This window comes from Bradyrhizobium glycinis (assembly GCF_016031655.1).
In the GTDB taxonomy this organism is placed as follows: Bacteria; Pseudomonadota; Alphaproteobacteria; order Rhizobiales; family Xanthobacteraceae; genus Bradyrhizobium; species Bradyrhizobium glycinis.
Window position 1 is genome coordinate 365,690 of record NZ_JACCHQ010000002.1, and the last position, 25,256, is coordinate 390,945.

The 25,256-nt window shown below is 65.1% G+C and carries 25 protein-coding genes, 1 tRNA gene and 1 riboswitch; of the genes, 18 read left to right on the forward strand and 8 right to left on the reverse strand.

Going from position 1 to position 25,256, the window contains the following annotated elements; genetic code table 11:
- Positions 1-6 precede the first annotated feature (6 nt).
- The gene (locus HZZ16_RS06015) at positions 7-987 is read left to right on the forward strand and encodes a LysR family transcriptional regulator (RefSeq protein WP_197947590.1); all 981 of its coding nucleotides are present in this window, start codon (positions 7-9) and stop codon (positions 985-987) included.
- 298 nt (positions 988-1,285) lie between these two features.
- On the opposite strand, the gene HZZ16_RS06020 is transcribed toward HZZ16_RS06015, so the two are convergent.
- A tRNA-Gln gene (locus tag HZZ16_RS06020) sits at positions 1,286-1,360 on the reverse strand.
- A gap of 242 nt (positions 1,361-1,602) precedes the next feature.
- Here HZZ16_RS06020 and HZZ16_RS06025 point away from each other — a divergent pair.
- The 9 genes from HZZ16_RS06025 (at position 1,603) to HZZ16_RS06065 (ending at position 12,829) form a co-directional block, all read left to right on the forward strand.
- The gene (locus HZZ16_RS06025) at positions 1,603-3,381 is read left to right on the forward strand and encodes an acyl-CoA dehydrogenase family protein (RefSeq protein WP_197947591.1); all 1,779 of its coding nucleotides are present in this window, start codon (positions 1,603-1,605) and stop codon (positions 3,379-3,381) included.
- Positions 3,382-3,580: 199 nt separating this feature from the next.
- A complete protein-coding gene (locus HZZ16_RS06030; RefSeq protein WP_197947592.1) occupies positions 3,581-4,339 on the forward strand; it encodes an enoyl-CoA hydratase-related protein in 759 nt (252 codons plus the stop codon).
- A 175-nt stretch (positions 4,340-4,514) separates the two neighbouring features.
- A complete protein-coding gene (locus HZZ16_RS06035) occupies positions 4,515-6,170 on the forward strand; it encodes a bifunctional metallophosphatase/5'-nucleotidase (RefSeq protein WP_197947593.1) in 1,656 nt (551 codons plus the stop codon).
- A 122-nt stretch (positions 6,171-6,292) separates the two neighbouring features.
- Complete coding sequence (locus tag HZZ16_RS06040) at positions 6,293-7,222, forward strand: histone deacetylase family protein (protein WP_197947594.1); 930 nt, start codon at positions 6,293-6,295, stop codon at positions 7,220-7,222.
- A 73-nt stretch (positions 7,223-7,295) separates the two neighbouring features.
- Positions 7,296-7,547 carry an exodeoxyribonuclease VII small subunit gene (locus tag HZZ16_RS06045; RefSeq protein WP_008132970.1) on the forward strand — a complete coding sequence of 84 codons (252 nt, stop codon included), beginning with the start codon at positions 7,296-7,298 and terminating at the stop codon, positions 7,545-7,547.
- Positions 7,548-8,162: 615 nt separating this feature from the next.
- The gene (gene dxs / locus HZZ16_RS06050) at positions 8,163-10,091 is read left to right on the forward strand and encodes a 1-deoxy-D-xylulose-5-phosphate synthase (protein ID WP_197947595.1); all 1,929 of its coding nucleotides are present in this window, start codon (positions 8,163-8,165) and stop codon (positions 10,089-10,091) included.
- Positions 10,092-10,271: 180 nt separating this feature from the next.
- Positions 10,272-10,826, forward strand: a complete 555-nt coding sequence (locus HZZ16_RS06055) for a nucleoside 2-deoxyribosyltransferase (protein WP_197947596.1) — start codon at positions 10,272-10,274, stop codon at positions 10,824-10,826.
- A 28-nt stretch (positions 10,827-10,854) separates the two neighbouring features.
- Positions 10,855-11,589: a TlyA family RNA methyltransferase gene (locus tag HZZ16_RS06060; RefSeq protein WP_197947597.1), complete on the forward strand. Its 735-nt coding sequence runs from the start codon at positions 10,855-10,857 to the stop codon at positions 11,587-11,589.
- Complete coding sequence (locus HZZ16_RS06065; RefSeq protein WP_197947598.1) at positions 11,582-12,829, forward strand: class I SAM-dependent RNA methyltransferase; 1,248 nt, start codon at positions 11,582-11,584, stop codon at positions 12,827-12,829. Before HZZ16_RS06060 ends, HZZ16_RS06065 begins: the two co-directional genes overlap by 8 nt.
- Here the strand turns inward: HZZ16_RS06065 and HZZ16_RS06070 are convergent.
- Entirely contained in the window at positions 12,826-13,425 is a 600-nt protein-coding gene (locus HZZ16_RS06070) for a hypothetical protein (RefSeq protein WP_197947599.1), read from the reverse strand. The two genes, HZZ16_RS06065 and HZZ16_RS06070, sit on opposite strands and share 4 nt — an antisense overlap.
- Before the next feature lie 111 nt (positions 13,426-13,536).
- Here HZZ16_RS06070 and HZZ16_RS06075 point away from each other — a divergent pair, with 111 nt between their 5' ends.
- The gene (locus HZZ16_RS06075) at positions 13,537-14,376 is read left to right on the forward strand and encodes a nucleotidyltransferase domain-containing protein (RefSeq protein WP_197947600.1); all 840 of its coding nucleotides are present in this window, start codon (positions 13,537-13,539) and stop codon (positions 14,374-14,376) included.
- A 3-nt stretch (positions 14,377-14,379) separates the two neighbouring features.
- Here HZZ16_RS06075 and HZZ16_RS06080 read toward each other — a convergent pair whose 3' ends face one another.
- Positions 14,380-15,015, reverse strand: coding sequence for a hypothetical protein (locus HZZ16_RS06080; protein ID WP_197947601.1), 636 nt, complete (start codon positions 15,013-15,015; stop codon positions 14,380-14,382).
- A gap of 195 nt (positions 15,016-15,210) precedes the next feature.
- Positions 15,211-16,074 carry a DUF1194 domain-containing protein gene (locus tag HZZ16_RS06085; RefSeq protein WP_197947602.1) on the reverse strand — a complete coding sequence of 288 codons (864 nt, stop codon included), beginning with the start codon at positions 16,072-16,074 and terminating at the stop codon, positions 15,211-15,213.
- 296 nt (positions 16,075-16,370) lie between these two features.
- Positions 16,371-16,447: riboswitch (Fluoride riboswitch) on the forward strand.
- 118 nt (positions 16,448-16,565) lie between these two features.
- On the opposite strand from HZZ16_RS06085, the gene HZZ16_RS06090 reads away from it, so the two are divergent.
- Genes HZZ16_RS06090 through clpS form a run of 5 tightly spaced genes read left to right on the forward strand, consistent with a single transcriptional unit; the run spans position 16,566 to position 19,302 of the window.
- Positions 16,566-17,768, forward strand: coding sequence for an MFS transporter (locus tag HZZ16_RS06090; RefSeq protein ID WP_197947603.1), 1,203 nt, complete (start codon positions 16,566-16,568; stop codon positions 17,766-17,768).
- Positions 17,769-17,787: 19 nt separating this feature from the next.
- Positions 17,788-18,177 (forward strand): fluoride efflux transporter CrcB, encoded by a 390-nt coding sequence (crcB, locus tag HZZ16_RS06095; protein WP_042336065.1) that lies wholly within the window; start codon positions 17,788-17,790, stop codon positions 18,175-18,177.
- A 6-nt stretch (positions 18,178-18,183) separates the two neighbouring features.
- Positions 18,184-18,609 carry a fluoride efflux transporter CrcB gene (crcB, locus tag HZZ16_RS06100; protein WP_197947604.1) on the forward strand — a complete coding sequence of 142 codons (426 nt, stop codon included), beginning with the start codon at positions 18,184-18,186 and terminating at the stop codon, positions 18,607-18,609.
- Between the two features lie 2 nt (positions 18,610-18,611).
- Complete coding sequence (locus HZZ16_RS06105) at positions 18,612-18,953, forward strand: DUF190 domain-containing protein (RefSeq protein WP_197947605.1); 342 nt, start codon at positions 18,612-18,614, stop codon at positions 18,951-18,953.
- A 43-nt stretch (positions 18,954-18,996) separates the two neighbouring features.
- Positions 18,997-19,302, forward strand: a complete 306-nt coding sequence (clpS, locus tag HZZ16_RS06110; protein WP_197947606.1) for an ATP-dependent Clp protease adapter ClpS — start codon at positions 18,997-18,999, stop codon at positions 19,300-19,302.
- Positions 19,303-19,305: 3 nt separating this feature from the next.
- Here the strand turns inward: clpS and HZZ16_RS06115 are convergent, their stop codons facing one another.
- From HZZ16_RS06115 to fabI, 4 genes are all read right to left on the reverse strand, one after another.
- The gene (locus tag HZZ16_RS06115; RefSeq protein ID WP_197947607.1) at positions 19,306-20,496 is read right to left on the reverse strand and encodes an adenylate/guanylate cyclase domain-containing protein; all 1,191 of its coding nucleotides are present in this window, start codon (positions 20,494-20,496) and stop codon (positions 19,306-19,308) included.
- Positions 20,497-20,594: 98 nt separating this feature from the next.
- Positions 20,595-21,683, reverse strand: a complete 1,089-nt coding sequence (aroC, locus tag HZZ16_RS06120; protein ID WP_197947608.1) for a chorismate synthase — start codon at positions 21,681-21,683, stop codon at positions 20,595-20,597.
- A gap of 187 nt (positions 21,684-21,870) precedes the next feature.
- Complete coding sequence (locus tag HZZ16_RS06125) at positions 21,871-22,470, reverse strand: histidine phosphatase family protein (protein ID WP_197947609.1); 600 nt, start codon at positions 22,468-22,470, stop codon at positions 21,871-21,873.
- A gap of 12 nt (positions 22,471-22,482) precedes the next feature.
- On the reverse strand, positions 22,483-23,298 hold the full coding sequence (fabI, locus tag HZZ16_RS06130) for an enoyl-ACP reductase FabI (protein WP_080135587.1): 816 nt from the start codon (positions 23,296-23,298) through the stop codon (positions 22,483-22,485).
- Between the two features lie 171 nt (positions 23,299-23,469).
- Between fabI and HZZ16_RS06135 the strand changes: the two genes are divergently transcribed.
- Both HZZ16_RS06135 and HZZ16_RS06140 read left to right on the forward strand, forming a co-directional pair.
- Positions 23,470-23,958 carry an RNA polymerase sigma factor gene (locus HZZ16_RS06135; RefSeq protein WP_197947610.1) on the forward strand — a complete coding sequence of 163 codons (489 nt, stop codon included), beginning with the start codon at positions 23,470-23,472 and terminating at the stop codon, positions 23,956-23,958.
- Positions 23,959-24,064: 106 nt separating this feature from the next.
- Positions 24,065-24,835 (forward strand): anti-sigma factor family protein, encoded by a 771-nt coding sequence (locus tag HZZ16_RS06140; protein ID WP_197947611.1) that lies wholly within the window; start codon positions 24,065-24,067, stop codon positions 24,833-24,835.
- The last annotated feature ends 421 nt before the right edge of the window (positions 24,836-25,256 follow it).

Here is a 25,256-nt window from a genome sequence, read left to right on the forward strand (position 1 = left end):
ATCGCAATGAAGCACCGCGACATCTCCGAGACGGGCCTGCTGGAGCCGCGCCTGCTCCGGCTGTTCGACGTCTTGTTCACCACTGGCAGCGTCACCAAAACAGCCGAGAAGCTCGGTCAAAGTCAGCCGACCATTTCGATCTGGCTAGCGCGCCTGCGAAAGGAACTGGACGATCCGCTCTTCATCCGGTCTGCGGAGGGAATGCTGCCGACGCCGCGCGCGGAGGCTCTCATCGGCACCGCCAGACAGGCGTTGGAGATGCTGCGACGTCTGGCCGAGCTTCGCACCGAGTTTGATCCAGCGACTGCAAAACGCCGCTTCGTCATCTGCATGACGGATGCGAGCCACATCACGCTGCTTCCCGCCATACTCGCCCACGTTCGCCGCGCTGCGCCGGGCATCCGCATCGAAGCAGCGCAGATCGGCAGCGATACGCCACGAATGCTGCAGTCTGGCGAGGCCGATCTGGCGCTCGGTTACATCTCGGATCTCGACGCCGGACACTTCCAGCAGACACTCTTCCCTCAGGATTGGGTCTGCCTGGCGAACGCAGGACATGCCCGGATCCGCGACCGCATCACCGCGAAGGATTTCCGGCGTGAGGCGCACGTCCTCATTCGCTCGGGCACCGGACATCAATTGCTCGCGGACGCGCTGAGGGAGCAGCAGATCGTTCTTGATGTTGCGCTTGAACTCCCCGGCTTTTTGGGGTTACCCGCAATCGTCGGGACGACCGACCTGATCGCCACCCTGCCAAGGCACATCGGCGAAACCTTGGCTCACTATTACGGCCTGCGCGTGCTGGATTGCCCGCTGGCGATCGCCGGCTTCACGGTCAAGCAATATTGGCACGCCCGCTTCCATCACGACCCGGCAAGCCAATGGTTGCGTGATTTATGCGGGGAGCTTTTTCAACAGCAGGACGTGCGGGGCCTGCATCGTTCCGGTCGGCCAAGAAAACGAAGGCCACGCGATTTGCAGTCGTAGTGGTCCCGATAGCGGGGCAACGACCGCCCCCGGAGCCGCCGGCTGGGACTGCGGCACGGCTGCAATTCCGCACAACCACATCTCGACCGGTTGTCCGCTTCGCGCGCCGTCGCACCCTCTTCTACGATGAGGGCAAGACAGACCTGCCCGAGCAGCTTCGCGGCATATGTTGGGATGGAAGCCTCGGAGATAGGCCACGCCGTTTCGTTCGATTCTGGACTGAGTCTCTTTCCAAACGCGCCCAAAGGACCTGACTGAGACCGAACGGCTTAACGAATGAACTCAACAGCTTAAACACTGGCTGGGGCGGGAGGGATCGAACCTCCGAATGGCGGAATCAAAATCCGCTGCCTTACCGCTTGGCTACGCCCCAACTGACGACGAACGGAACGGGGTAGAACCGCCCCCGGAGATTCCAGTCGGTCGCAGCCGGTCTATAGGGAGCAGCGCGGCATTTCAACCGCTTGGAGGGGCAAAAAGGGCCGGGCGGCCGACACTCTATTCTGGGCCCCAATGGCCCTCCCCGCTCCGGCCAGGCCATCGGCATCCCGGCAGTTGAGACCGCCCCCGTTTCATGGGAATACGGCGCCAATATCTGTTCTCGGGGAGTGAGCCATGACCTACCGCGCGCCCATTTCTGACATGCTGCTGTCGCTCAACCATGGCGCGGGCCTCAAGGCCGCCGTGGAGGCCGGCCATTACGGCGATTTCGACGCCGACCTCGCGGCCGCCGTGCTGGAGGAAGCCGGCAAGTTCGCATCCGACGTGCTGGCGCCGCTCAACAAGGTCGGCGACGAGCACGGCATCAAGCTCGAGGGCGGCAAGGTCACGACCGCGCCGGGCTGGCCCGACGCCTACAAGCGCTGGACCGAGGGCGGCTGGAACGCGGTGTCCGGCCCCGAAGATTTCGGCGGCCAGGGCCTGCCGCTCGCGATCAATGCCGCCTGCACCGAGATCTGGAGCGCCGCCAACGTCGCCTTCGGCCTCTGCCCGTTGCTGACGGCCTCGGCGATCGAGGCGCTGGACGCCCACGGCAGTGACGAGCTGAAGCAGATCTATCTCGAAAAGCTCGTCTCCGGCGAATGGACCGGCACGATGCAACTGACCGAGCCGCAGGCCGGCTCCGACGTCGGCGCGCTGCGTACCCGCGCCGAAAAGCAGGCGGACGGCACCTATCGCATCAAGGGGACGAAGATCTTCATCACCTATGGCGAGCACGACATGACCGACAACATCGTGCATTTCGTGCTGGCGCGTCTGCCGGATGCGCCCGCCGGCACCAAAGGCATCTCGCTGTTCCTGGTGCCGAAGTTCATGGTGAACGCGGACGGCTCGCTGGGGCAGCGCAACGACATCTATGCGAGCGGGGTCGAGCACAAGCTCGGCATGCATGCTTCGCCAACCTGCACCATGACCATGGGCGACCATGGCGGCGCGATCGGCTATTTGATCGGCGAAGAGAACCAGGGCATGCGCTGCATGTTCACGATGATGAACCAGGCCCGCCTCGGCGTCGGCCTGGAGGGCGTCGGCGTCGCCGACCGCGCCTACCAGCAGGCCCTGTCGTATGCGCAGGAGCGCCGCCAAGGCCGCGCGGTGGGCAAGACAGGCGATGGCTCGGATCCGATCTTCGTGCATCCCGACGTCAAGCGCATGCTGATGCGGATGCGGGCGCAGACTGCGGCCGCGCGCACCATCTGCTATGCGACGGCTGTTGCGATCGACGTCTCGACCCGCGCCAAGGATCCGAAGGTGCGCGCTGATGCCGCCGCACGCGCGGCGCTGCTGACCCCGATGGCCAAGGCCTATTCCACCGATATCGGCAATGAGGTTGCCTATCTCGGCGTGCAGGTCCATGGCGGCATGGGCTTCATCGAGGAGACCGGCGCGGCCCAGCACTACCGCGATGCCCGCATCACCGCGATCTACGAGGGCACCAACGGCATCCAGGCGATCGATCTCGTCACGCGCAAGTTAGCTGCCAATGGCGGCGCGTCAGTGTGGGCGCTGCTCGACGAGCTCTCGGCAACCGTCAAGCAGGTGGAGGCCTCCAACGATCCCGCCTTCGGCACCACCGGCACCAAGCTGCGCGAGGCGCTGGAGGCGCTCACGCGCACCAGCAAATGGCTGTTGGAGCGCGTTGCCTCCGCTCCAAACGACGCGCTTGCAGGCGCGACGCCCTATCTGCAGCAATTCGGCGCGACGCTCGGTGGCTGCCTGCTCGCCTCCGAGGCGCTCGCTGCCAAGGCCGAAGGCCTTGGCGATGCGCCGCGCTACGTCGCGCTGGCGCGCTTCTTCGCCGAGAACATCGCGGTTCAGGCCGGCGCGCTCGAGCGCACCGTGACAGAGAGCGCGGAGTCGGTCGCAGCGGCGGATGCGGCGTTGCTGGGGTGAGAAAGCCGCTGGGGCGGATGGAGCGGCAGCGTCATCCGGGCCGGCCTCGCCCGCGGGACGAATCCCGGATTGCTATGCGCGACCCCTGCGATCCGGGAATACCGCCGAAAAGTTGAGCCAGCGCATTGGCACGCCTGCGGGATGATGTAGGCTGATGCCCTGCCGAGACTCGCGAAGCGGCGAGCGCAAGGGGGCTCTCATGCCGAATGGCAACATCGTCGTCACCGAAGAGCGCGGAACGCGCGTGATCACCCTGCGCCGTCCGGGCAAGAAGAACGCGATCACGCAGAACATGTACCGGGAGATGAGCCACGCGATCGACACTGCCCAGAACAACCCGGACATCCGCTGCATGATCATCACCGGCGGCTCGGGCGTCTTCACCGCGGGGGACGACATCGACGATTTTCTGCACGCCGACGCCGCGCGGCCCGAGATGCTGTCGAACGGTGTCAAATTCCTCTATTCGCTCGCCCTCAACGCCAAGCCGATCATCGCCGCGGTCGACGGCGCCTCGATCGGCATAGGCACGGTGATGCTGTTTCATTGCGACTACGTGCTGGCCTCGACAGCGGCGACCTTCTCCGCGCCCTACATCCAGCTCGGGCTCGTGCCGGTCGGCGCGGCCAGCCTGTTGATGCCGAACACAATGGGATACCAGCGCGCCTTCGCAATGCTGGTGATGGGGCGGAGCTTCACGGCCGCGGAAGCCCATGCCGCGGGCTTCGTCAACAGCGTGGTCTCGCCGGGACATACCGAGGTCGAGGCGCGCAAGGTGGCGCGCGAAATCTGCCGGTTGCCGGCCGAGGCGGTCGCGACCTCGCGCAAGCTGCTGCGCACCCCGCCCGAAGAGCTGACCCGCCGCATCGACCAGGAAGGCCATCTGTTCGGCGATCGGCTCAAGTCGGAAGAGGCGATTGCCGCGTTCAATGCGTTCGCGAACAGGAAGAAGCGGTGAGGCGAGCATCCCCCATCCACGCCGTCATTCCGGGGCGCGCGAAGCGCGAACCCGGAATCCATCAAGCAGCAGAGCTGGTGGATGAATGGATTCCGGGCTCGACGCTGCGCGTCGCCCCGGAATGACAGTGACAACTTTCGTGAAATCTTTGCGCGAAACGACTAGTCTCAATTCCATGCATTACCGATCCATCCTTGCCGCGCTCGCGCTGACCTGCGCCCTGCCCGCTTCTGCCCAGACCGCAACCCCCGTCGAGCTGCGCATTCTCGCCATCAACGATTTCCACGGCAATCTGCGACCGCCGCCGGGCGGCATCCGCATCAATGAGCCCGAGGACAAATCCAAGAAGGTGACGGTGGCGGCCGGTGGCGCCGAGTACATGGCGACGCTGGTGAAGCAGCTGCGCGAAGGGCACAAGAACACCATTTTCGTCGCCGCGGGCGACCTGATCGGCGCGAGCCCGTTTCTGTCGGCGATGTTTCACGACGAGCCCTCGATCGAAGCGCTCTCGATGATGGGCCTTGCGATCAGCTCGGTCGGCAATCACGAGTTCGACGAGGGCAAGGCCGAGCTTCTGCGCATGCAGAACGGCGGCTGCCATCCCGTCGATGGCTGCCAAGGACCGCATCCCTTTACGGGCGCCAAATTCCATTATCTCGCGGCCTCCACCGTCGAGACCGCGACCGGCAAGAGCGTGCTGCCGCCCTACGAGATCCGGGAGTTCGACGGCATTCCCGTCGGCTTCATCGGCCTGACATTGAAGGAGACCGCCGGCATCGTCTCGCCAGCGGGCATCGCCGGCCTCGAATTCCGCGACGAGGCCGAGACGGTGAACGCGCTGGTGCCGCAACTGAAGGCGCGCGGCGTCGAGGCCATCGTGGTGCTGATCCACCAGGGCGGCGAGCCTGCCGGCGACTACAACGAATGCCCTGCGATCACGGGGCCGATCGTCGACATCGCCAGGAAGTTCGATCCCGCCGTCGACGTCGTCGTCAGCGGCCACACCCACCGCGCCTATGTCTGCGATATCGACGGGCGGCTCGTCACCAGCGGCGACAAATACGGCACTCTTGTCACCGCGATCGACCTCAAGCTCGATCCCGCAACGCGCGACATCGTCGGCGCCAAAGCCGAGAACGTCATCGTCGCCAATGCTTCGCTGGCCAGGGATCCCGAGCAGACCGCATTGATCGAGGCCTACGACAAGGTCTCCGCGCCGATCGCCAACCGGCCCGCCGGCTCGGTGACGCAGACCTTGTCGCGCGTGCCGAACGAGGCCGGCGAAAGCGCGCTCGGCGATATCATTGCCGACGCGCAATTGCTCGCAACCCGCGAGGCGAAGGATGGCAGCGCTGTCATCGCGCTCACCAATCCCGGCGGCATCCGCACCGACATCGTTCCGAAGGAGAATGGCGCGATCACGTACGGCGACGTCTTCGCCAGCCAGCCGTTCCGCAACCGTCTCGTCACCGTGACGCTGACGGGTAGCCAGCTCAAGGACATGCTCGAGCAGCAATGGCTCGACCCGAAGCGGCCGCGGATTCTCCAGGTGTCGAACGGCTTCAGCTATACTTGGGATGCTTCAAAGCCGTTCGGCGAGCGCGTCAGCCTCGAACGGATGACACTCAACGGCAGGCCGATCGAGCCGGGAAGCAGCTACCGCATCACGCTCAACGATTACCTCGCCGTCGGCGGAGACGGGTTTACCGTCGCCAAACAGGGCACGGCGCCGCAATATGGCGGCTACGATGCGGACGCGCTGTTCGCGTTCTTCCGGGCGCACGGGCCGGTCGGCCCGCTGCCGCCCACCCGCATCCTGCGGGTGAATTGATCCGGATCAATCGGGCAGCCCTTTGCCATTTCCGGCCAAGCGCCTAGATTGGATGTTGCATTGCGTTTTGGCGCCGGATGCGCCAACGACGCCGAAAGCCCGTTTTCCGTGAGGCCGACCTGATGAGCACGCTTCTCCTTTCCCACAAGGCCTGCCTCGACCATGTCACGCCGCCGGGACACCCTGAAAGGCCCGATCGCCTGCGCGCGGTGGAAGAAGCTTTGTCGCATGAGCGCTTCCAGTTCCTGGCGCGCGAGGAGGCACCGGAGGGCGATCTCGATCTCGTCACGCTTTGCCACAACGAGCATTACGTGACCGAGCTGCGCCACATCGCCCCGACCAGCGGTCAGGTCTATATCGACGGCGACACTTCGATGTCCCCGGGCACGTGGGAGGCGGTGATGCGCGGCGTCGGCGGCGCGGTTGCGGCGACCGAAGCGGTGATGGCCGGCGAGCATCGCAACGCCTTCGTCGCGGTCCGCCCGCCCGGACATCATGCCGAGATCGGCAAGCCGATGGGCTTCTGCTTCTTCGACAACGTCGCGATCGCCGCGCGCCACGCCCAGCGCAAATACGGCATCAAGCGCGCGGCCATCGTCGACTTCGACGTGCATCACGGCAACGGCACGCAGGACATCTTCTGGTCGGACCCGACCGTGATGTACTGCTCGACGCACCAGATGCCGCTGTTTCCGGGCACCGGCGCTAGAAGCGAGCGCGGCGATCACGACACCATCGTCAATGCGCCGCTCGCCTCCGAGGACGGCGGCCCGGAATTCCGCGTCGCGTTCGAGAACCTGATCCTGCCGCAGCTCGAGAAATTCAGCCCCGAGCTCTTGATCGTCTCGGCCGGCTTCGACGCGCATTATCGCGATCCCCTGGCTTCGCTGAACCTGCGCGCGGAGGACTATGCCTGGGTGACGCGCAAGCTGATGGATCTCGCCGACAAGACCGCCGGCGGCCGCATTGTTTCGGTGCTCGAGGGCGGCTATGACCTGCAAGGACTGAAAGAATCTGTTACGGCGCATGTCGGCGCCCTGATGGGCGCTTGACCCACTCGCCACATTACGCCCGCAAAACTCTGCTTTCTCCAAGGTGAAGTGAATCGGGCAATCGGAAACGGATATGGCCGAAAATACGCAAGTCGACGTCTCCAGGCTCACCTTCGAGCGCGCGATCGAGGAACTCGAAACGATCGTGAAGCGGCTCGAGGACGGCAAGGTGCCGCTCGAGGAATCCGTGACGATCTACGAGCGCGGCGAGGCCCTGAAGCGGCGCTGCGAGGAACTGCTACGCCAAGCTGAGGCCCGCGTCGACAAGATCACCACCGATGCCAGCGGCCAGGCCACCGGCACTGCGCCGCTCGACGTCCAGTAAAGAGTGCTTTCCCGCTGCCCCCCGCAGGGCCGCGCAAGACGCAAGGTCCGCGCAAGACATCTTCGTGGGGCGCGTGTCGCCGGATCGATGTCCGGATCGCACGGCGCAGTTCCGGCAGGCATCGGTTCCGTGGCGGAGGATGGATACGTCCCGCGCCAGAATCGGGCGTTGAAAGCGAAAAACGCTCCAGTTGAGGCAAAAAAGCCTTCCAAGGAACCGAGCAAGGCGGAACCCACTCACCCGGGCCAAGGTTAACCACTCTGGCCCGCGAGTTGCACCTGCATACCCCTAATCGGCCCAGCGGGTTGGCTTTGGCCCAAGCTTTGGTGTAAAGCTGCGCGGAGTGTGGCTTTTTGCAAGCCTTGCGTGGGCACCGATTACCAACGACAAGTGCTTCAAACTGCTATGAAATTGGCTTGGGACGGACGAAGCCGATCTAAGTGACAGGGATCACAGAGACTGAACCGGAGCACACTTAAGCTTACCTAAGCTTGAAGGCGGGGCCTTGCCCCGTGCAGGTGGCTCCGACGGTTATAGGACTCGCGCTGCGCCGATATTGTGCAAACCCATCGCGCACCGGAATGACCTTCCGGCGCTGACAAATTGGAAATCGCCGTGAACGCATACAGTAAGACGCCGCTTCTCGACACCATCCGGACGCCGGAAGATCTGCGCAAGCTCAAGGTCGAGCAGATTCGCCAGGTTGCCGACGAGCTGCGGCAGGAGACCATCGATGCCGTCTCGGTGACCGGCGGTCACTTCGGCGCGGGCCTCGGCGTGGTCGAGCTCACCACCGCGATCCATTACGTCTTCGATACGCCGCGCGACCGGTTGATCTGGGACGTCGGCCACCAAGCCTATCCGCACAAGATCCTCACCGGCCGGCGCGACCGCATCCGCACGCTGCGTACCGGCGGCGGCCTGTCCGGCTTCACCAAGCGCAGCGAGAGCGACTACGATCCGTTCGGCGCGGCGCATTCCTCGACCTCGATCTCCGCCGGCCTCGGCATGGCCGTGGCGCGCGACCTCTCCGGCGGCAAGAACAACGTTATCGCCGTGATCGGTGACGGCGCGATGTCGGCCGGCATGGCCTATGAGGCCATGAACAATGCGGGTGCGATGAACTCGCGCCTGATCGTCATTCTCAACGACAACGACATGTCGATCGCGCCGCCGGTCGGCGCCATGAGCGCCTATCTGTCGCGCCTCTACTCCGGCAAGACCTATCGCACGTTGCGCGATGCGGCCAAGCAGATCAACAAGCGCCTGCCCAAGATCCTTGCCAATCGCGCCAATCGCGTCGAGGAATATTCCCGCGGCTTCATGATGGACGGCGGCACGCTGTTCGAGGAGCTCGGCTTCTACTATGTCGGCCCGATCGACGGCCACAACCTCGACCATCTGCTGCCCGTGCTGAAGAACGTCCGCGACATGGAGACCGGCCCGATCCTGGTCCACGTCGTGACGCAGAAGGGCAAGGGCTACGGCCCGGCGGAAGCCTCCGCCGACAAGTATCACGCGGTCGTCAAGTTCGACGTCGCGACCGGCACGCAGGCCAAGGCCAAGCCAAACGCGCCGGCCTATCAGAACGTGTTCGGCCAGAGCCTCGTCAAGGAAGCGCAGAAGGACGACAAAATCGTCGCCATCACCGCGGCGATGCCGTCGGGCACCGGTGTCGACATCTTCAACAAGGCCTTTCCCGACCGCACCTTCGACGTCGGCATCGCCGAGCAGCACGCGGTGACCTTTGCCGCGGGCCTAGCGACCGAAGGCTACAAGCCGTTCTGCGCGATCTACTCGACCTTCCTGCAGCGCGGCTATGACCAGATCGTCCACGACGTCGCGATCCAGAGTCTGCCCGTCCGCTTCGCCATCGACCGCGCCGGCCTCGTCGGCGCCGACGGCGCGACCCATGCCGGCTCGTTCGACAACGCCTATCTCGGCTGCCTGCCCAACATGGTGATCATGGCAGCTAGCGATGAAGCAGAGCTCGTGCACATGGTGGCGACACAGGTTGCGATCAACGACCGTCCGAGCTCGCTGCGCTATCCGCGCGGCGAAGGCCGCGGCGTCGAGATGCCCGAGGTCGGCATTCCGCTCGAGATCGGCAAGGGCCGCATGATTCGTCAGGGCAGCAAGATCGCCCTGCTCTCCTTCGGCACCCGCCTCGCCGAATGCGAGAAGGCGGCCGACGAGCTCGCGGCCCACGGCCTGTCGACCACGATCGCCGATGCGCGCTTCATGAAGCCGCTCGACACCGAGCTGGTGCTCAAGCTCGCCCGCGACCATGAGATCCTGATCACGATCGAGGAAGGCTCGATCGGCGGCTTCGGCTCGCATGTCGCGCAGTACCTGACCGACCAGGGCGTGCTCGACACCGGCATGGTCAAGTTCCGCTCGATGGTGCTGCCCGACGTGTTCCAGGATCACGACACCCCGGCCGCGATGTACGCCCGCGCCGGCCTCGACGCCAAGGGCATCGTCGCCAAGGTGTTCGAGGCACTCGGCAAGGATGTGAAGACCGAGACGGTCAAGCTGGCTTGAGTTGGTTCACCTCTCCCGCTTGCGGGAGAGGTCGACGCGAAGCGTCGGGTGAGGGCTTTCGCCTCTTGGGGGTTCTCGATCGCGGAGATACCCTCTCCCCAGCCCTCCCCCGCAGGCGGGGGAGGGAGCAGAGCACGTGCTGTGGCTAGCACCCGGCCCAAATTTTCCGGTCCGAACTCCATGAAAATCTATCTGGCAGGCCCCGACGTGTTCCTGCCGGATGCCGTCGAGATCGGCCGGCGCAAGGTCGATATCTGCGCCGTTCATGGCCTCACCGGGCTCTACCCCCTCGACAACGCGATCGATCTCACCGCCGCCGACGCTTCGCGGCAGATTTTCTGCGGCAACGAGGCGATGATGGACGCGGCCGATGCCATCATCGCCAATCTGACGCCGTTCCGCGGCGCCGGCGCCGATCCCGGCGCCGTCTACGAGCTCGGCTACATGGCCGGGCGGGGCAAGTTCTGTCTCGCCTATTCCAACGACGGCGCCGCCTATGCCGACCGCGTCTCGCGCTTCATGGAGATCACCCCCGAGAACGGACGGCTGGTCGATGCCCAGGGGCTGACGGTCGAAGATTTCGGCCTCGCCGACAACCTCATGATGATCCATGCGCTGGAGCTGCACGGCTGCCCACTGGTGACACCGGCCGCGATGCCGATCGACGTCTGGCACGACCTCACCGCGTTCGAGACTTGCGTCCGGATGGCGGCCGCGCGATTGATCGCTACATAAGCACCTCAGTCGTGGCCATGAGAGCGTAATGCCCCCTGCCCGCAAGCGCGCGGATGTATTGCTGGTCGAGCGCGGCCTGTTCGAGAGCCGGGCGCGGGCCCGCGCGGCCGTCGAAGCCGGCCTCGTCACGGCCGACGACAAGCAGGTCTCGAAGCCGTCGGAGACGATCGCCGAGGACGCGGTGATCCGGGCCGAGCCCGCGCATCCCTACGTCTCCCGCGGCGGCGTCAAGCTCGCCGGCGCGCTGGAGCGGTACCCGATCGACATCGAGGACCATGTCTGCCTCGACGTGGGCGCCTCCACCGGCGGCTTCACCGAGGTGCTGCTGGCGAACGGCGCGGCGCTGGTGTTCGCCATCGATGTCGGCACGAGCCAGCTGCATCCCTCGCTGCGCGATCATCCCAAGATCGTGTCGATGGAGGAGACCGACATCCGCAGCTATGAGGGCAAGCGCCTGCCGGCGCGCCCCGATGTCGTCGTCATCGACGTCAGCTTCATCTCGCTGAAGATCGTGCTGCCGGTGGCGCTGTCGCTGGCGGCGGCGCCGATGAGCCTGCTGGCGCTGATCAAGCCGCAATTCGAGGCGGAGCGGAAACACAACAAGAAGGGCATCATCCGCGATGCCGCCGTGCATCGGGAGATCTGCGACGACATCGCGGCCTTTGCGGCGTCGCTCGGCTGTACCGAGATCGAAATATTCCCGTCGCCGATCACCGGCGGTGACGGCAATATCGAATTCTTCCTGGGCGCGCGCCGTGGTTGAGCGCATCAAGATCGATCATGTCGGCCATCGCGGCGACGGCGTCTGCCTCGATGCCGGCGAAGCAATCTATGTGCCTTACACGCTCGGCGGCGAGACCGTCGAGGTCGATCACGTCGCAGGCCATCATCCCGACCGCCGCAAGCTGCTGGCGGTGGAGGTCGCAAGCCCCGAACGCGTCGAACCATTCTGCCCGCATTTCGGCGTGTGTGGCGGCTGCGCGATCCAGCATTGGGCGACCCAGCCCTATCGGGCCTGGAAGCGCAAGGTCGTGATCGAAACGCTGGCGCAGGCCGGCATCGATTGCGAGGTGGCGCCGCTGGTCGATGCCCACGGCGCCGGGCGCCGGCGCATCACGCTGCACGGCCGGTTCGGCACGCACGATATCCTCAAGGTCGGCTTCTCGGCTGCGAGCTCGCATGATGTCATCCCGATTCATCGTTGTCCGATCCTCGATCCCGCGCTCGAGGGCGCACTCGATGCCGCCTGGGCACTCGCCGAGCCGCTGACGTCCAAGATGCCGGTGACCAAGCCATTGGACATCCAGGTCACCGCGACCGCAGGCGGCCTCGATGTCGACGTGCGCGGCTCCGGCCCGTTGCCGACGGCGCTGGTCACCGCGCTGTCGCGCGTCGCCGAGCAGCACCGCCTGGCGCGGCTGACCCGGCATGGCGAGCTGGTGCTGCAACGTCGGCCGCCGACGGTAAGGATGGGCCGCGCCGAGGTGATACTGCCGCCGGGCTCGTTCCTGCAAGCGACGGTGGCGGGCGAGGAGACGCTTGCGGCACTCGTCGCCGAGTGCATCGGCAAGGCCAAGGAGGTGCTCGACCTCTTCTGCGGCGTCGGCCCGTTCGCGCTCAGGCTCGCCGAGAAGGCGCGCGTCACCGCCTTTGACAGCGACGCCGGCGCCGTCGCGGCGCTGGCGAAAGCTGCGCGCACACCAAGCCTGAAGCCGATCAAGTGCGAGCCGCGCGACCTGTTCCGCCGCCCGCTGGTGCCGCAGGAGCTTCGGGACTTCGACGCCGTGGTGTTCGACCCGCCGCGCCAGGGCGCGCAGGCGCAGGCGCTGAAGCTTGCGGCGAGCAAGGTGCCGGTCGTGATTGGCGTGTCCTGCAACGCCGCGACCTTTGCCCGCGACGCGCGGCTCCTGATCGACGGGGGCTATCGGCTGGAGGCCGTAGTGCCGGTGGACCAGTTTCGCCACACGCCGCATGTCGAGCTGGTGGCGAAATTTAGACGCTAGCGCCGCAGGCCACTCAGCGCCGGCGATTCGCCGGGCAACATGTTCGATCTGATGTCACTGTCCATGCGGCCCGAATCCTGCTGGGTGTAGCCGACGCCAAACGACAGGCTGAGATTTGATGTCGGCTTGAATTCGACACCCGCAAACCCGCCATAGCCGGGCCCGGCGCTGGAGGTGAGCGGCGCCAGCGAGCTGCCGATGCCGTTGCCGTATTTCAGCGTGTCAAAGCCGGCAAAGAAGGTGACGGGCATGCCGCCCGCGGTCTTCATCTGATAGCCGAATTGTGTGCTGTCATAAGAAAGCGCGCTGAAATTGCCGAGCGAGCCCGCCTGGTTGAAGCCGCTCAATCCGAAAGCGCCGCGTTCGCGACCGATGAAGAAGCCGTTCGCAGAGCTCGTACGCCAATCGGCCTCTCCGGCGTTGAAGCTCGCAAAGTTGCCATAGGTGTCGGAGCTCAGGCCGGCAGCGCCGCCAAGGCCGAAAGGCCCACCGGGAATCCAATATCGCAGCGGCGCCACTTGCGCATGAACCGGCGCTCCGCCAAGGCAGAGCACGGCGAGAGCTGCAAGAGCGCATGAGCGTCCAAGTTCGAACATTCTGGCTACCGTCTAAAACCCTGTAAAACTATACTCCTCGACCATCATCAATGCCAGCGGAGCGACCGCGCCGGTCCTTGCGGCCGCAGGTCTTTCAGGGAACCGCGCCTGATGCCGGACGATCCGCTGCTCACCCGCCTGACATCCGTTGTTGCCGATGTACCTGGCGTTCAAGCTGTCGTGCTCGGCGGCTCTCGCGCGAGAGGGCGCGCGCACGCGACCTCGGACTACGATATCGGACTCTATTTCAAGTCGGCGCTGGACACCGAACGGTTGCTGGCCGCCGCTCAGACGGTCGCGGACGATCCCGCCGCCACGACGGTGACGCCCGTCGGAGAATGGGGCCCGTGGATCGTCGGCGGCGCCTGGCTTTCGGTGGGAGGCCGCAAGGTCGACCTGCTCTACCGCAACGCCGAGGCGGTCGAGGCCGTCATGGAATCCTGCGGCGCCGGCGTGGTCACCGTGGACTACCAGCCCGGCCATCCGCATGGCTTCTGCTCGGCGATCTGGATGGGCGAGATCGCATATTGTCAGCCGCTGCACGATCCGAACGGCGTGATCGCCCGGCTCAAGTCGATCGCACTTCCCTATCCGGAGGCTCTGCGCAGCGCCCTGATCCGGCGCTTTCAATGGGAAGTCCTGTTCAGCATCGAAAATGCCGAGCTCGCGGCTGCACGCAACGAGCGGACCCATGTCGCGGGATGCCTGTACCGATCGCTCGCCTGCGTCGCGCAGGTGCTGTTTGCATTGAACGAGCGCTATCTGATCAACGAGAAGGGGGCGCTGCAGGAGGCAGCCGGCATGCCGCTGACGATTCCGCACCTGGTGGAGCAGTCCGACCGGATCTGGCAACTCGTCGCCGAGGGCGGCTTCGCACAAGCCTGCGCAGTGCTGCGGCAAGTCGACCAGCAATTGATGACGCTGACGCGACCCGACGGGACCGCACCGTGAACGCTATGCCGTCCTATCGACGGACGACGACGAATCCGCCGGCGGATATTTCGTCACCGGCACCATGAAGGATTTGGTGCCCACCTGGTAGATGATCTTGCCGTTCTGCCCGTCGTCGCTTGCGATCTGCGCCTGTCCGAACATGATGACGTTCTTGTAGACGAAGCCGGTACCCTTGCGGGTGACGCCGTCGGTGGTGACGCTGACCTCGGCTTCCTTGCCATTGACGGACAGCACCTTGAAGCTCGCGCTCTTGCCGTTCTCGCTGGAATAGCCGCCCCAGCTTCCCATGAGGCGGCTGTCGGAAGCGGGCGGCTGCTGCTTTTCGAGGTTCGCGGTCTGCTTGCCGGCGCCGCCCACAGAGAACAGCAGCACCATGTTCTTGCCGTCCTTGGTGCCGACCGTAACGCCCCCAAAAGTGATCAGCGTACCCCTGACTTCGCCGAAGCCGCGCTCGGTGCGTCCGTTGTGGGTGTACTCGACCTGCGCCCGCGCCCCGCGGATGTTGACGACCTTGAAGCCGACGGGCTGGTTGTTGCCCACCCAATTGCCCTTCCAGTCACCGAGCAGAGCGCTCTGGCGATACAGCCGCTCGTTGGCGGGCGAAATCTGGCTGGTGCTCGATGTGACGATGGCCATTGGATTGCTCGGACGGGCCTGACAAACCCGCTTTCGCTGGCTTAGGCAGGTCAGGATGCCGGCTGGAACGAACGGAAACCATGTGATTAGGGCCACGCACCCGTTAACGAGCCGTTAAGCGCGCGCATCGGCCGGGCGGGCAAAAGGTCTCAGCCGGAACCAGCGGGCATGATCTCGCCGGAAAACCCGTCTCCCTCACCGTCCCCAGCGATCGGACCAGATCTTCTCGCCGATGAGGCAATTGACGCGCGGCTCCTTGTCCGCGACACGCATCACCGGGCGCTCCGGCGTGCGGCCGGCGACTTCCATCAGCAACTTGGTGCGGATCGCTTCCTTGAACTTGTCGCGCTCCTTGATCGTGATGACGAAGGACCCCGGCCCCCCGATGACGCAGTCCTCGTAATAAAGATCGAGATTGTCGATATCCATGGTCGAATAGGACGGCTCCTTGACCATGATGGGCAGGCCGTTGATGACGATGCCTTTCTCCAGCGCGGCGTCACGCGCCATCGTGACCGGGCCGCCATTGTTGTTCGGACCGTCGCCGGAAACGTCGATGACACGGCGCAGGCCGCGATAGGGATCCTCGTCGAACAGCGGCATCGCGAAGTTGATCGCGCCGGAGATCGAGGTGCGCGAAGCGCGCCGGATCGGCGTCTTCATGATCTCGGCGGCAACCGCGTCCGCCGTCTCCGGACCATCGATCAGCCGCCAGGGAATGATGATCTTCTGGTCGCTGGAGGCGGCCCACTCGAAATAGGTCACCGCGATGCGGCCGTTCGGGCCGAGCTTCAGCGCCTGCAGGAACTCCTTCGACTGGATCGCCTGTGCATAGCCCTCGCGCTGGATCGCGAGTTCGTCCATGTCCATCGAGTAGGACACGTCGACCGCGAGGACCAGCTCGACATCGACGCTCTGCGCGTCCTTGTCGGCCGCAAGCCGCTGCGGTTGAGTCCTGGGCGATTCGAATTTGGGTCCTGGTGCCGCGATGCCCGCGACGTCCCCTCCGGCAAACATGCCGGCCACCAGCACAGCCCCGATCGAGAACAGCAATCGCATCGCAGTCTCCCGTCGTATGACGCGATGGTGACATGCAATCGGCTTGCCGCAAAGGCCGAAGATCGCTTGTGCTTCACAATCGAGTGCATCGCTGCTGCGTGTTGCCGTCGTTTGGCCATAGCGCTGACAGACTGGAACAGGCGCGATCCCAATAAGCCGTCATTCCGGGACTCGCGAAGCGAGGACCCGGAATCTCGAGATTCCGGGTTCGATGCTGCGCATCGCCCCGGAATGACAGCCGGCGGTGGAGACCACCCCGCCCACTTGTCCGGCACGATTTCCATGCTAGGGTTGCTCGCACAGATGGGGATGGAGTCCCCCGACAACCGCCCGCCGGTCGATGACCTCATGGGCTGATGACTCCTGCTTGAGGAGAGGCAATCTTGGGCCTCTGCCTTTGGCGGGAGCATGGAGATACCCGCCGATGGCGGGTTTTTTGTTGCCTGATGGCGGCCGGCGGGCGAATGCGAGGGGACGACGAAGACGTGACGATGACGACACCGAATGCCGTACGTGCCGCGCTGCCCAGGGGGGTCTGGGTGCTCGGCTTTGTCTCGATGCTGATGGACATCTCCTCCGAGATGATCCACGCCCTGCTGCCGCTCTATCTCGTCACCGTGCTCGGCGCTTCCACCCTCACCGTCGGCTTCATCGAGGGCATTGCCGAGGCGACAGCCTCGATCACCAAGATCTTCTCCGGTGCGCTGTCGGACTGGCTCGGCCGCCGCAAGCTGCTCGCCGCGCTCGGCTATGGGCTGGCCGCCTTCACCAAGCCGCTGTTCCCGCTCGCGCCCAGCGTCGGATGGCTGGTGGCGGCGCGCTTCGTCGATCGTGTCGGCAAGGGCATCCGCGGCGCTCCGCGCGATGCGCTGATCGCCGATATCGCCCCGGTCGGCCTGCGCGGCGCGAGCTTTGGCCTGCGGCAATCGCTCGACACGATCGGCGCCTTCGTCGGGCCGCTCGTGGCAATCGGCCTGATGTGGTGGACAGCAGACAATTTTGCCCTCGTGTTCTGGGTGGCGGTGCCGCCGGCCTTCCTGTCCTTTGGATTGATCGCGTTCGCGGTGAAGGAGCCGCAGCCCGATCCGAGCCGGAAACCCGCGGAAAATCCCCTCAATCTCGCCGCGATGCGCCAGCTCGGAGCGGTCTATTGGCGCGTCGTCGCCGTGGGCGTCGTGTTCACGCTCGCGCGCTTCAGCGAGGCCTTCCTGATCCTGCGCGCGCAGAACATCGGACTCAATGCGATGTGGGTACCGGCTGTGCTGGTGCTGATGAACATCGCCTATGCCCTCTCGGCCTATCCGGCCGGCGTGCTGTCGGACCGGATCAACCGGACCGGCCTGCTCGCCCTCGGCCTCGCCTTCCTGGCCTGCGCCGACCTTGCCCTGGCACTGCTGCCGAGCCTTGCGGGCCTCGCGCTCGGCGTCGTGCTGTGGGGACTGCATATGGGACTGACGCAAGGCCTGCTCTCCGCCCTCGTCGCCGACGCCGCGCCGCCCGCCCTGCGCGGTACCGCCTTCGGCTATTTCAACCTGTTCACCGGGCTTGCCTTGCTGGCCGCGAGCGTGATCGCGGGTGCGCTGTGGGACGCCTATGGACCCGCGGGAACGTTTCTTGCCGGTCTTGGATTCGCGCTGGTTTCGCTGGTGGGGCTGCTCGCCGTCGGCAAGGATCTTGCGGTAGGGAGCAAGTGATGACGGGGGACTGTTCGTCTTGCTGAGCGGGGCAATTGCGATCGTGATCGGCAGCGCGCTGGGCGGCTGCGCGCGCTATTTCGTCTCCGGTGCGATCGCGCGGCGGCTGGGTGAAACGTTTCCGTGGGGCACCATGACCATCAACGTCACCGGCGCCTTCCTGATCGGCATTTTCGGCGCGCTGGCGACGCATCCGGGCTCGGTCTTCGCCTCACCCACACCATGGCTGTTCGCGGTGACCGGGTTTCTTGGCTGCTACACCACGGTGTCCTCGTTCAGCCTGCAAACGCTGACACTCGCGCGTGGCGGCGAGCCGCTCTCGGCGCTCGGCAATGTCGCGTGCTCGGTCGGGCTGTGCCTCGCCGCCGTCAGCTGCGGCTTCCTGCTTGCGGATCGTCTGGGAGGCTAGAGGCTGATGAGCTCACCTTTTGCCGAACGCTGGCGTAGCTTTGTGCTCTACGCCTGGGTTGCCGCCGGCAGCATCGTCGGCGGGCTGACGCGCTACCTGGTCGGGCTTGTGCTCGACACTGGGCCGGGCTTTCCCTTCGCGACGTTGTTCATCAACGCGACGGGCTCCCTGATCATCGGCTTCTACGCGACGCTGACCGGCCCGGACGGCCGCGTGCTGGCGCGGCCCGAGCACCGACAATTCGTCATGACCGGGTTTTGCGGAGGCTACACCACCTTCTCGGCCTTCAGCCTGGAGACCTTCCGCCTGCTCCATGGCGGCATGAAGTACACCGCGCTCGCCTATGTCGCAGCGTCCGTGATCTGCTGGCTGGTGTCGGTGTGGGCCGGGCATATGATGGCAAGCCGCTACAATCGGTTGACAAGGAGCTGAGCATGCAAATCCCCGATCAGGCAGTTTCGCTCCGGATCTTCATCGGCGAGAGCGACCATTATGACGGCAAGCCGCTCTATGAGGCGATCGTGATGACCGCGCGAGAGCGACATCTCGCCGGTGCCACCGTGCTGCGCGGTCCCATGGGCTTCGGCAAGTCCAGCCGGCTGCACACCTCAAAGATCCTGCGGCTTTCGGAAGACTTGCCGCTCGTGATCGAGATCGTCGACAGCGAGGATAACATCAACGCATTCCTGCCCATCCTGGACGGCATGATGTCGAGCGGACTGATCACCTTGGAGAAAGTGCAGGTCCTGCAATATGGTGCGAAGGCCGCGGGCTGATTGCTCCGGCAGGGAACTCAAAGCCGCCGTGTCAGGAGGCGGAATGAACGATACCGTCACCAAACCGAAAACCAGGACCAGGACCAGGGTCGAGCGGCCGAAGCTGCACAAGGTCATCCTGATCAACGACGACTACACGCCGCGTGAATTCGTCACCATGGTGCTGAAGGCCGAATTCCGCATGACCGAGGATCAGGCCTACAAGGTGATGATCACCGCGCACAGACTGGGCGCCTGCGTGGTGGCTGTCTTCACCAAGGACGTCGCCGAAACCAAGGCAACGCGCGCCACCGACGCCGGCCGCGCCAAGGGCTATCCGCTGCTGTTCACGACAGAGCCGGAGGAGTGAGGCTCAGCCGACTTGCGCGTGCGTCTCCTCCGCCAGCCCGTACACGCGCTGCGCCTTGGAAAATCCCGCGATCGGAAACTCGCCGAGCTGGTGCCAATCATGGCGGCAGACATTGGCAAAACCTTCCGAGGCGACGACGGTTCGCCCCAGGCGCCCCGTGATCTTCTCCAGCCTTGCCGCGAGATTGACGGCCGGGCCGATGCAGGTGAAGTCGAGACGGTTGCCGCCGCCGATATTGCCGTAAAGGATGTTGCCGACATGCAGCGCGACGCCGAAGCGGAAGCGCTCGACGACGTCGCCGACCGGAAAGGCGAGCGCTTCGACGCTCGCGCGGGATTCGCGTGCCGCCTCTAGCACGCGCGCGCAGACATGGGCGGCATCGCCGACATATTCGTCGATCGGAAACACCGCGAGCAGGCCGTCGCCCATGAATTTAAGCACCTCGCCGCCATGGCCGCGGATCGCAGCGACCTGGCAGTCGAAATATTGGTTGAGGATCTCGACCACCGTCTCGGCCGGCAGCCGGTCCGACAGCGCGGTGAAGCCGCGCAGGTCCGATAGCCAGATCGCCGCCTGCATGGTGTCGTGATGACCGCGGCGGATCTGGCCGCCGAGGATGCGCGCACCGGCGCGGTTGCCGACATAGGTGTCGAGCAGCATCTCGGCGGTACGGCGCTGGCTGATGATCTCGCTGATGCGGCCGAGCGGCGCTATGACAGCTTGGATCGCCGCGATGTCGTCGTCGCTGAAACCGCCGGGCTGCTGCGTGATCCAGCTCGTCGCGTGAATGGAGCCATCAAGAAAAGGCACCGGCACCGCGATATAGTCGGTGGCGCCTTCGGCGTGTATCTCTTCGAGGAACGGAAATCGCTTGCTGTCGGGATCGCTTGCGCGGCCCCGGACCTCGATCCCCTGCTCGAACACGACGCGGAGCGGGCTGCGGGCGAATTCGGGCGTGTCCAGGATCTCGAAATCGACGCTGCCGACTTCGACCTCCTGACCTTGCCGCCAGATGAAGTTGCGGCCGAAGACTTCGGGATGCAGCGTGCGGATGAAGATGCCGAAACGCGTCAGCGGCAAGCCGGCCGCGACCAGACGTTCGCAGAAATCGGCAATCCCTACCGCCGGCTCCTGAGCCGACCAGGCGCCGTCGATCAGCCAATTGCAGATGCGCCGAAGCTCGGAGCTGTTCATGGCTGCATTTGCAGACGAAGTTGCGGAATCGTCAAGCTGCGCGGAGAGCTAGTGCCGCGTCGACAAGATCACCTCTCCCCCAGGGAGAGCTGAAAACGTCAACGTCCTACCTGCCCGCGATCGCGCAGGAAGTGATCGGCCAGCACGCAGGCCATCATGGCCTCGCCGACGGGGACGGCACGGATGCCGACGCAGGGGTCGTGGCGGCCCTTGGTGAAGATCTCGGTCTCGGTGCCTTGCCGATCGACGGTGCGACGCGGCTGCAGGATCGACGAGGTCGGCTTCACCGCGAAACGCACCACCACGGGCTGTCCGGTGGAGATGCCGCCCAGCACGCCGCCGGCGTGGTTGGAGAGGAAGCGCGTGCCGTCATTGCCGGAACGTATCTCGTCGGCGTTCTCCTCACCCGTCAGTTCTGCCGCGCCAAAACCGGCGCCGATCTCGACGCCCTTCACCGCGTTGATGGTCATCATCGCACCCGCCAGATCGGAATCGAGCTTGGCGTAGATCGGCGCGCCGAGACCTGCCGGCACGCCTTCGGCGACGACCTCGATCACGGCGCCGATCGAGGAGCCGCTCTTGCGGATGCCGTCGAGATAGGTCTCGAAGAACGCGGCCTTGTCCTTGTCCGGGCAGAAGAACGGATTCCTGGCGACCTCGTCCCAGTCCCACTTGTCGCGGTCGATCTTGTGCGGGCCGATCTGCACCAAGGCGCCCCGCACCCTGACATCAGGCAGCACTTTCCGGGCGATGGCGCCGGCGGCAACGCGCATCGCCGTCTCGCGCGCCGAGGAGCGCCCGCCACCGCGATAGTCGCGCAGGCCGTACTTCGCCTCATAGGTGAAGTCGGCGTGACCGGGACGAAACTTGTCCTTGATCTCGGAATAATCCTTCGAGCGCTGGTCGGTGTTCTCGATCAGAAGGCCGATCGGCGTGCCCGTCGTCACCTGAACGCCGGTCTCGGGATGGGCCATCACGCCGGAGAGGATCTTCACCTGGTCCGGCTCCTGGCGCTGCGTGGTGAAGCGCGACTGGCCGGGACGGCGGCGGTCGAGATCCCGCTGGATGTCGGCCTCGGTGAGCGGGATCATCGGTGGGCAACCGTCAACCACGCAGCCGATCGCCACCCCATGGCTCTCGCCGAAGGTGGTGACGCGGAACATGTGGCCGAAAGTGTTGAAGGACATCGCTGCTCGCGGGTTCGTAAGTCAACGCTGACTTAACTCGCCCTGAAATAGGGGTCAAATATCCGCAAAGCCGTCATGGCCGGGCTCGTCCCGGCCATCCACGTTCTTAGTGGCTGCGAGCACGAAAGTCCGTGGATGCCCGGGACCAGCCCGGGCATGACGGCGGAGGGCGAGGCAGCGCTCCGGCTCAACTAAACTTCTCCAGCCACCCGCCGCGGAACACGTAGACGGCGCCCTGCTCGATATAGAGCTCGGCGGCGCTGGCGGGGGTCTCCAGCCCCAGGGACACCATCAGGGCCCGGCAGGTCCCGCCATGGGCCACCGCGACGGTGTCGGCCCGGAGCTGCTCGTACCAGGCACGCACGCGGACCTGCACGTCGGCGTAGGTCTCCCCGCCCGCAGGCGCCACGGTCCATTTGTCGGCGAGGCGCCTTGCATAGATGTCCGGATCCTTCGCCTCGCTCTCGGCCAGCGTCAGCCCCTCCCAGGTGCCGTAGCCGATCTCGCGCAGCCGATCGTCGAGCGCGTAATCGGCAGGCGGCAATTCGAGCTTACCGCGCGCGAGCTCCATGGTCTGGCGCGCACGGCAGAGCGGGCTCGACACGTAAGCCAGCGCGGCCTTGTCGCGCCCGTCGCGCTTAAGCAGTTCGGCGAGAACGCCGCCGGCCTGCACGGCCTGGCTGCAGCCGCGCGCGTTCAGCGGAATGTCCCTGGTGCCCTGAAGCCTGCCGAGCGCATTCCACTCGGTCTCGCCGTGGCGAAGATAGTAGATCGTAGGCTTGGGCATTTCAGCTCAAGGCTAGTCCTTCCCGCCAAGCGAGATATCAGGCGCATCCGGCCGCTTCATGCCGAGCACGTGATAGCCGGAATCGACGTGGTGCACCTCGCCGGTGACGCCGCGCGAGAGGTCGGAGAGGAAATACAGCGCGCTGCCGCCGACGTCTTCGGTGGACACGTTGCGCCGCATCGGCGCGTTGGTCTCGTTCCACTTCAGGATATAGCGGAAGTCGCCGATGCCGGACGCCGCCAGCGTCTTGATGGGACCTGCCGAGATCGCGTTGACGCGAATGTTCTTCTCGCCGAGATCGGCAGCGAGATAGCGCACGCTGGCTTCCAGCGCCGCCTTGGCCACGCCCATGACGTTGTAGTGCGGCATCCACTTCTCGGCGCCGTAATAGGAGAGCGTGATCAGCGAGCCGCCATCCGTCATCAGCTTCTCGGCGCGCTGCGCCACCGCCGTGAACGAATAGCAGGAGATCAGCATCGACTTCGAAAAATTCTCCTGCGTGGTGTCGACGTAGCGGCCGTCGAGCTGCTCGCCATAGGCGATCGCATGCACCAGGAAGTCGATCTTGCCCCACTTCTCCTTCAGCACAGCGAAGGCGGCATCGATGGTCGCGGCATCGGTGACGTCGCAATGGCCGAGCACGAGGCCGCCGATCTCGGCGGCAAGCGGCTCGACGCGCTTCTTCAGCGCATCGCCCTGATAGGTGAAGGCGAGCTCGGCGCCCGCGGCGTGGCATGCCTTGGCGATGCCCCAGGCGATCGAGCGGTTGTTGGCGACGCCGAGGATGACCCCGCGCTTTCCTTGCATCAGACCCGAATTCTGCGCCATTTTTGCACGTCCCGTCGAACTCTCGTTGAGGTCTGGAGGTACACCAGCCCTCCCCCGCGGTACAGCCCTAATCCGCGGCGTTAACGCTGTTTCGAGTGCCGGAATAGCCGTTCCGGTGGGGTGTTATGATCGTTGAGGCGCGCGCCGAACGCCAGGGATGTCAGGACTGCAATGAGTGCGTTTCGCCAGAGTGTGGAAGCCATGATCCCGGCGTTGCGCCGCTACGCCCGCGCGCTCACACGCGATGCGGATGCGGCCGACGATCTGGTCCAGGACACGTTGGTACGCGCGCTACGTTCGGAGCGGCTGTTTCTCGGAGGCGACGTCAGGAGCTGGCTCTATACGATCCTGACCAACCTCAACAAGAACCGGCGGCGCTCGCTGGCAAGGCGACCGCAATTCATGCCGCTGACGGAGAACAACCCGGATGCCAGCGGGACCGAGGCCGAGGGGCGCGACATCGAGAAGGCGCTGGCCACCCTCGTCGAGGAGCAGCGTTCGGTGCTGCTCCTGGTGATGCTGGAAGGCATGAGCTACCGCGAGGTTGCCGACATCCAGGGTGTGCCGATCGGCACCGTGATGTCGCGCCTGGCGCGCGCAAGAGCCCACGTCAAAGCCTCGCTGGAGGGCGAGCGTACGGCGCTCAGGCGAGTGAAATGATGACCGGATCCATGCATCGAATAATGTCCGCCCGCAGCCTGACGGTGAGCTGCGCGAAGCTAACTCGCAAAAGATATTTTGGGCCGCAGAGCCAGAGACGATCAATATGAACGACCGCAACATCCCCGTGACCGAGGACGAACTGCACGCCTATGTCGACGGCGAGCTGCCGGCCGAGCGACGCGCCGACGTCGAGGCGTTTCTTGCCTCCCACCCCGAGGACGCCGAGCGGGTGCAATCCTGGCGGACCATGGCCGAGATGCTGCACGCCCGTTACGATTCGGTTGCCCATGAACCGGTGCCCGCACGGCTCGAGCTCGAGCGGCTGGAGCGCCGCCCGCGGCAATGGCTCTATGGTGCCGCCGCGGCCGTGCTGGTTGCCTTCGTCGCCGGCGGCACCGCCGGCTGGGTGGCGCATGGCGCCGCCAACGCGCCCTCGACCTTCCGGAGCTTTACGGCGGACGCGCTCGACGCGCACCGCCTGTATGTCGTCGAGGTCCGCCACCCCGTGGAGGTCGGCGGCAACGAGCGCGATCACTTGCAGGCTTGGCTGACCCGGCGCTGCGGCTGGACCGTGTTCGCGCCGAACCTGGAGGCGAGCGGGCTGAAGCTGGTCGGCGGCCGGCTTCTGCCGGGACCAAACGGTCCGGCGTCATTCCTGATGTACGAGGGCGCCTCGGGCGAGCGGTACACGATCTACAGCGCCAAGACCGAGAATGGTGCAACGCAAATGCGCTACGCCAAGACGGACAAGGACGGCGCGTTGTTCTGGGCCGAGCGCGGCGTCGGCTACGTCGTCAGCGGCAGCAGCGATCGCGAGCGGCTGACCAAGGTGGCGCAGGCCGTCTACGACCAAGCAGAGAAAAACGGCACCTAGACAACCATACAAGCGCAGTGCCCAGATTCCGTCATCGAAAATTTGGAATCAAGACATCGACGCGTCTCATTATCGCACCGGGTGCTCACGCGATTATGAGTGGCGTTCGATCCGCCGATCGACGCGGGCGGCCTCGATTGGGGTTTTTGGTACCGCGCTGGTCCCCCTCTCGAGGCCGCACCTCTTTATCGGCTGTCCCGCCGGGCAGCCGACACGTCGAAGCCGTGAAGCGCTACCACGCCTCAGGCATATGATCAGCATCATCTCCAGGACGATGCATTGAGGATGACGCCTTGGGCCTTTTGGAGAACCCCTTCAATTCGATCGCGCCCTAAAGCGCGTTGGCTCGCGCTTTAGCTCTTTGTTTTGCGCATGATCTTTCCGGAAAACCGCGACACACTTTGCGCTCACGGGACTCTCC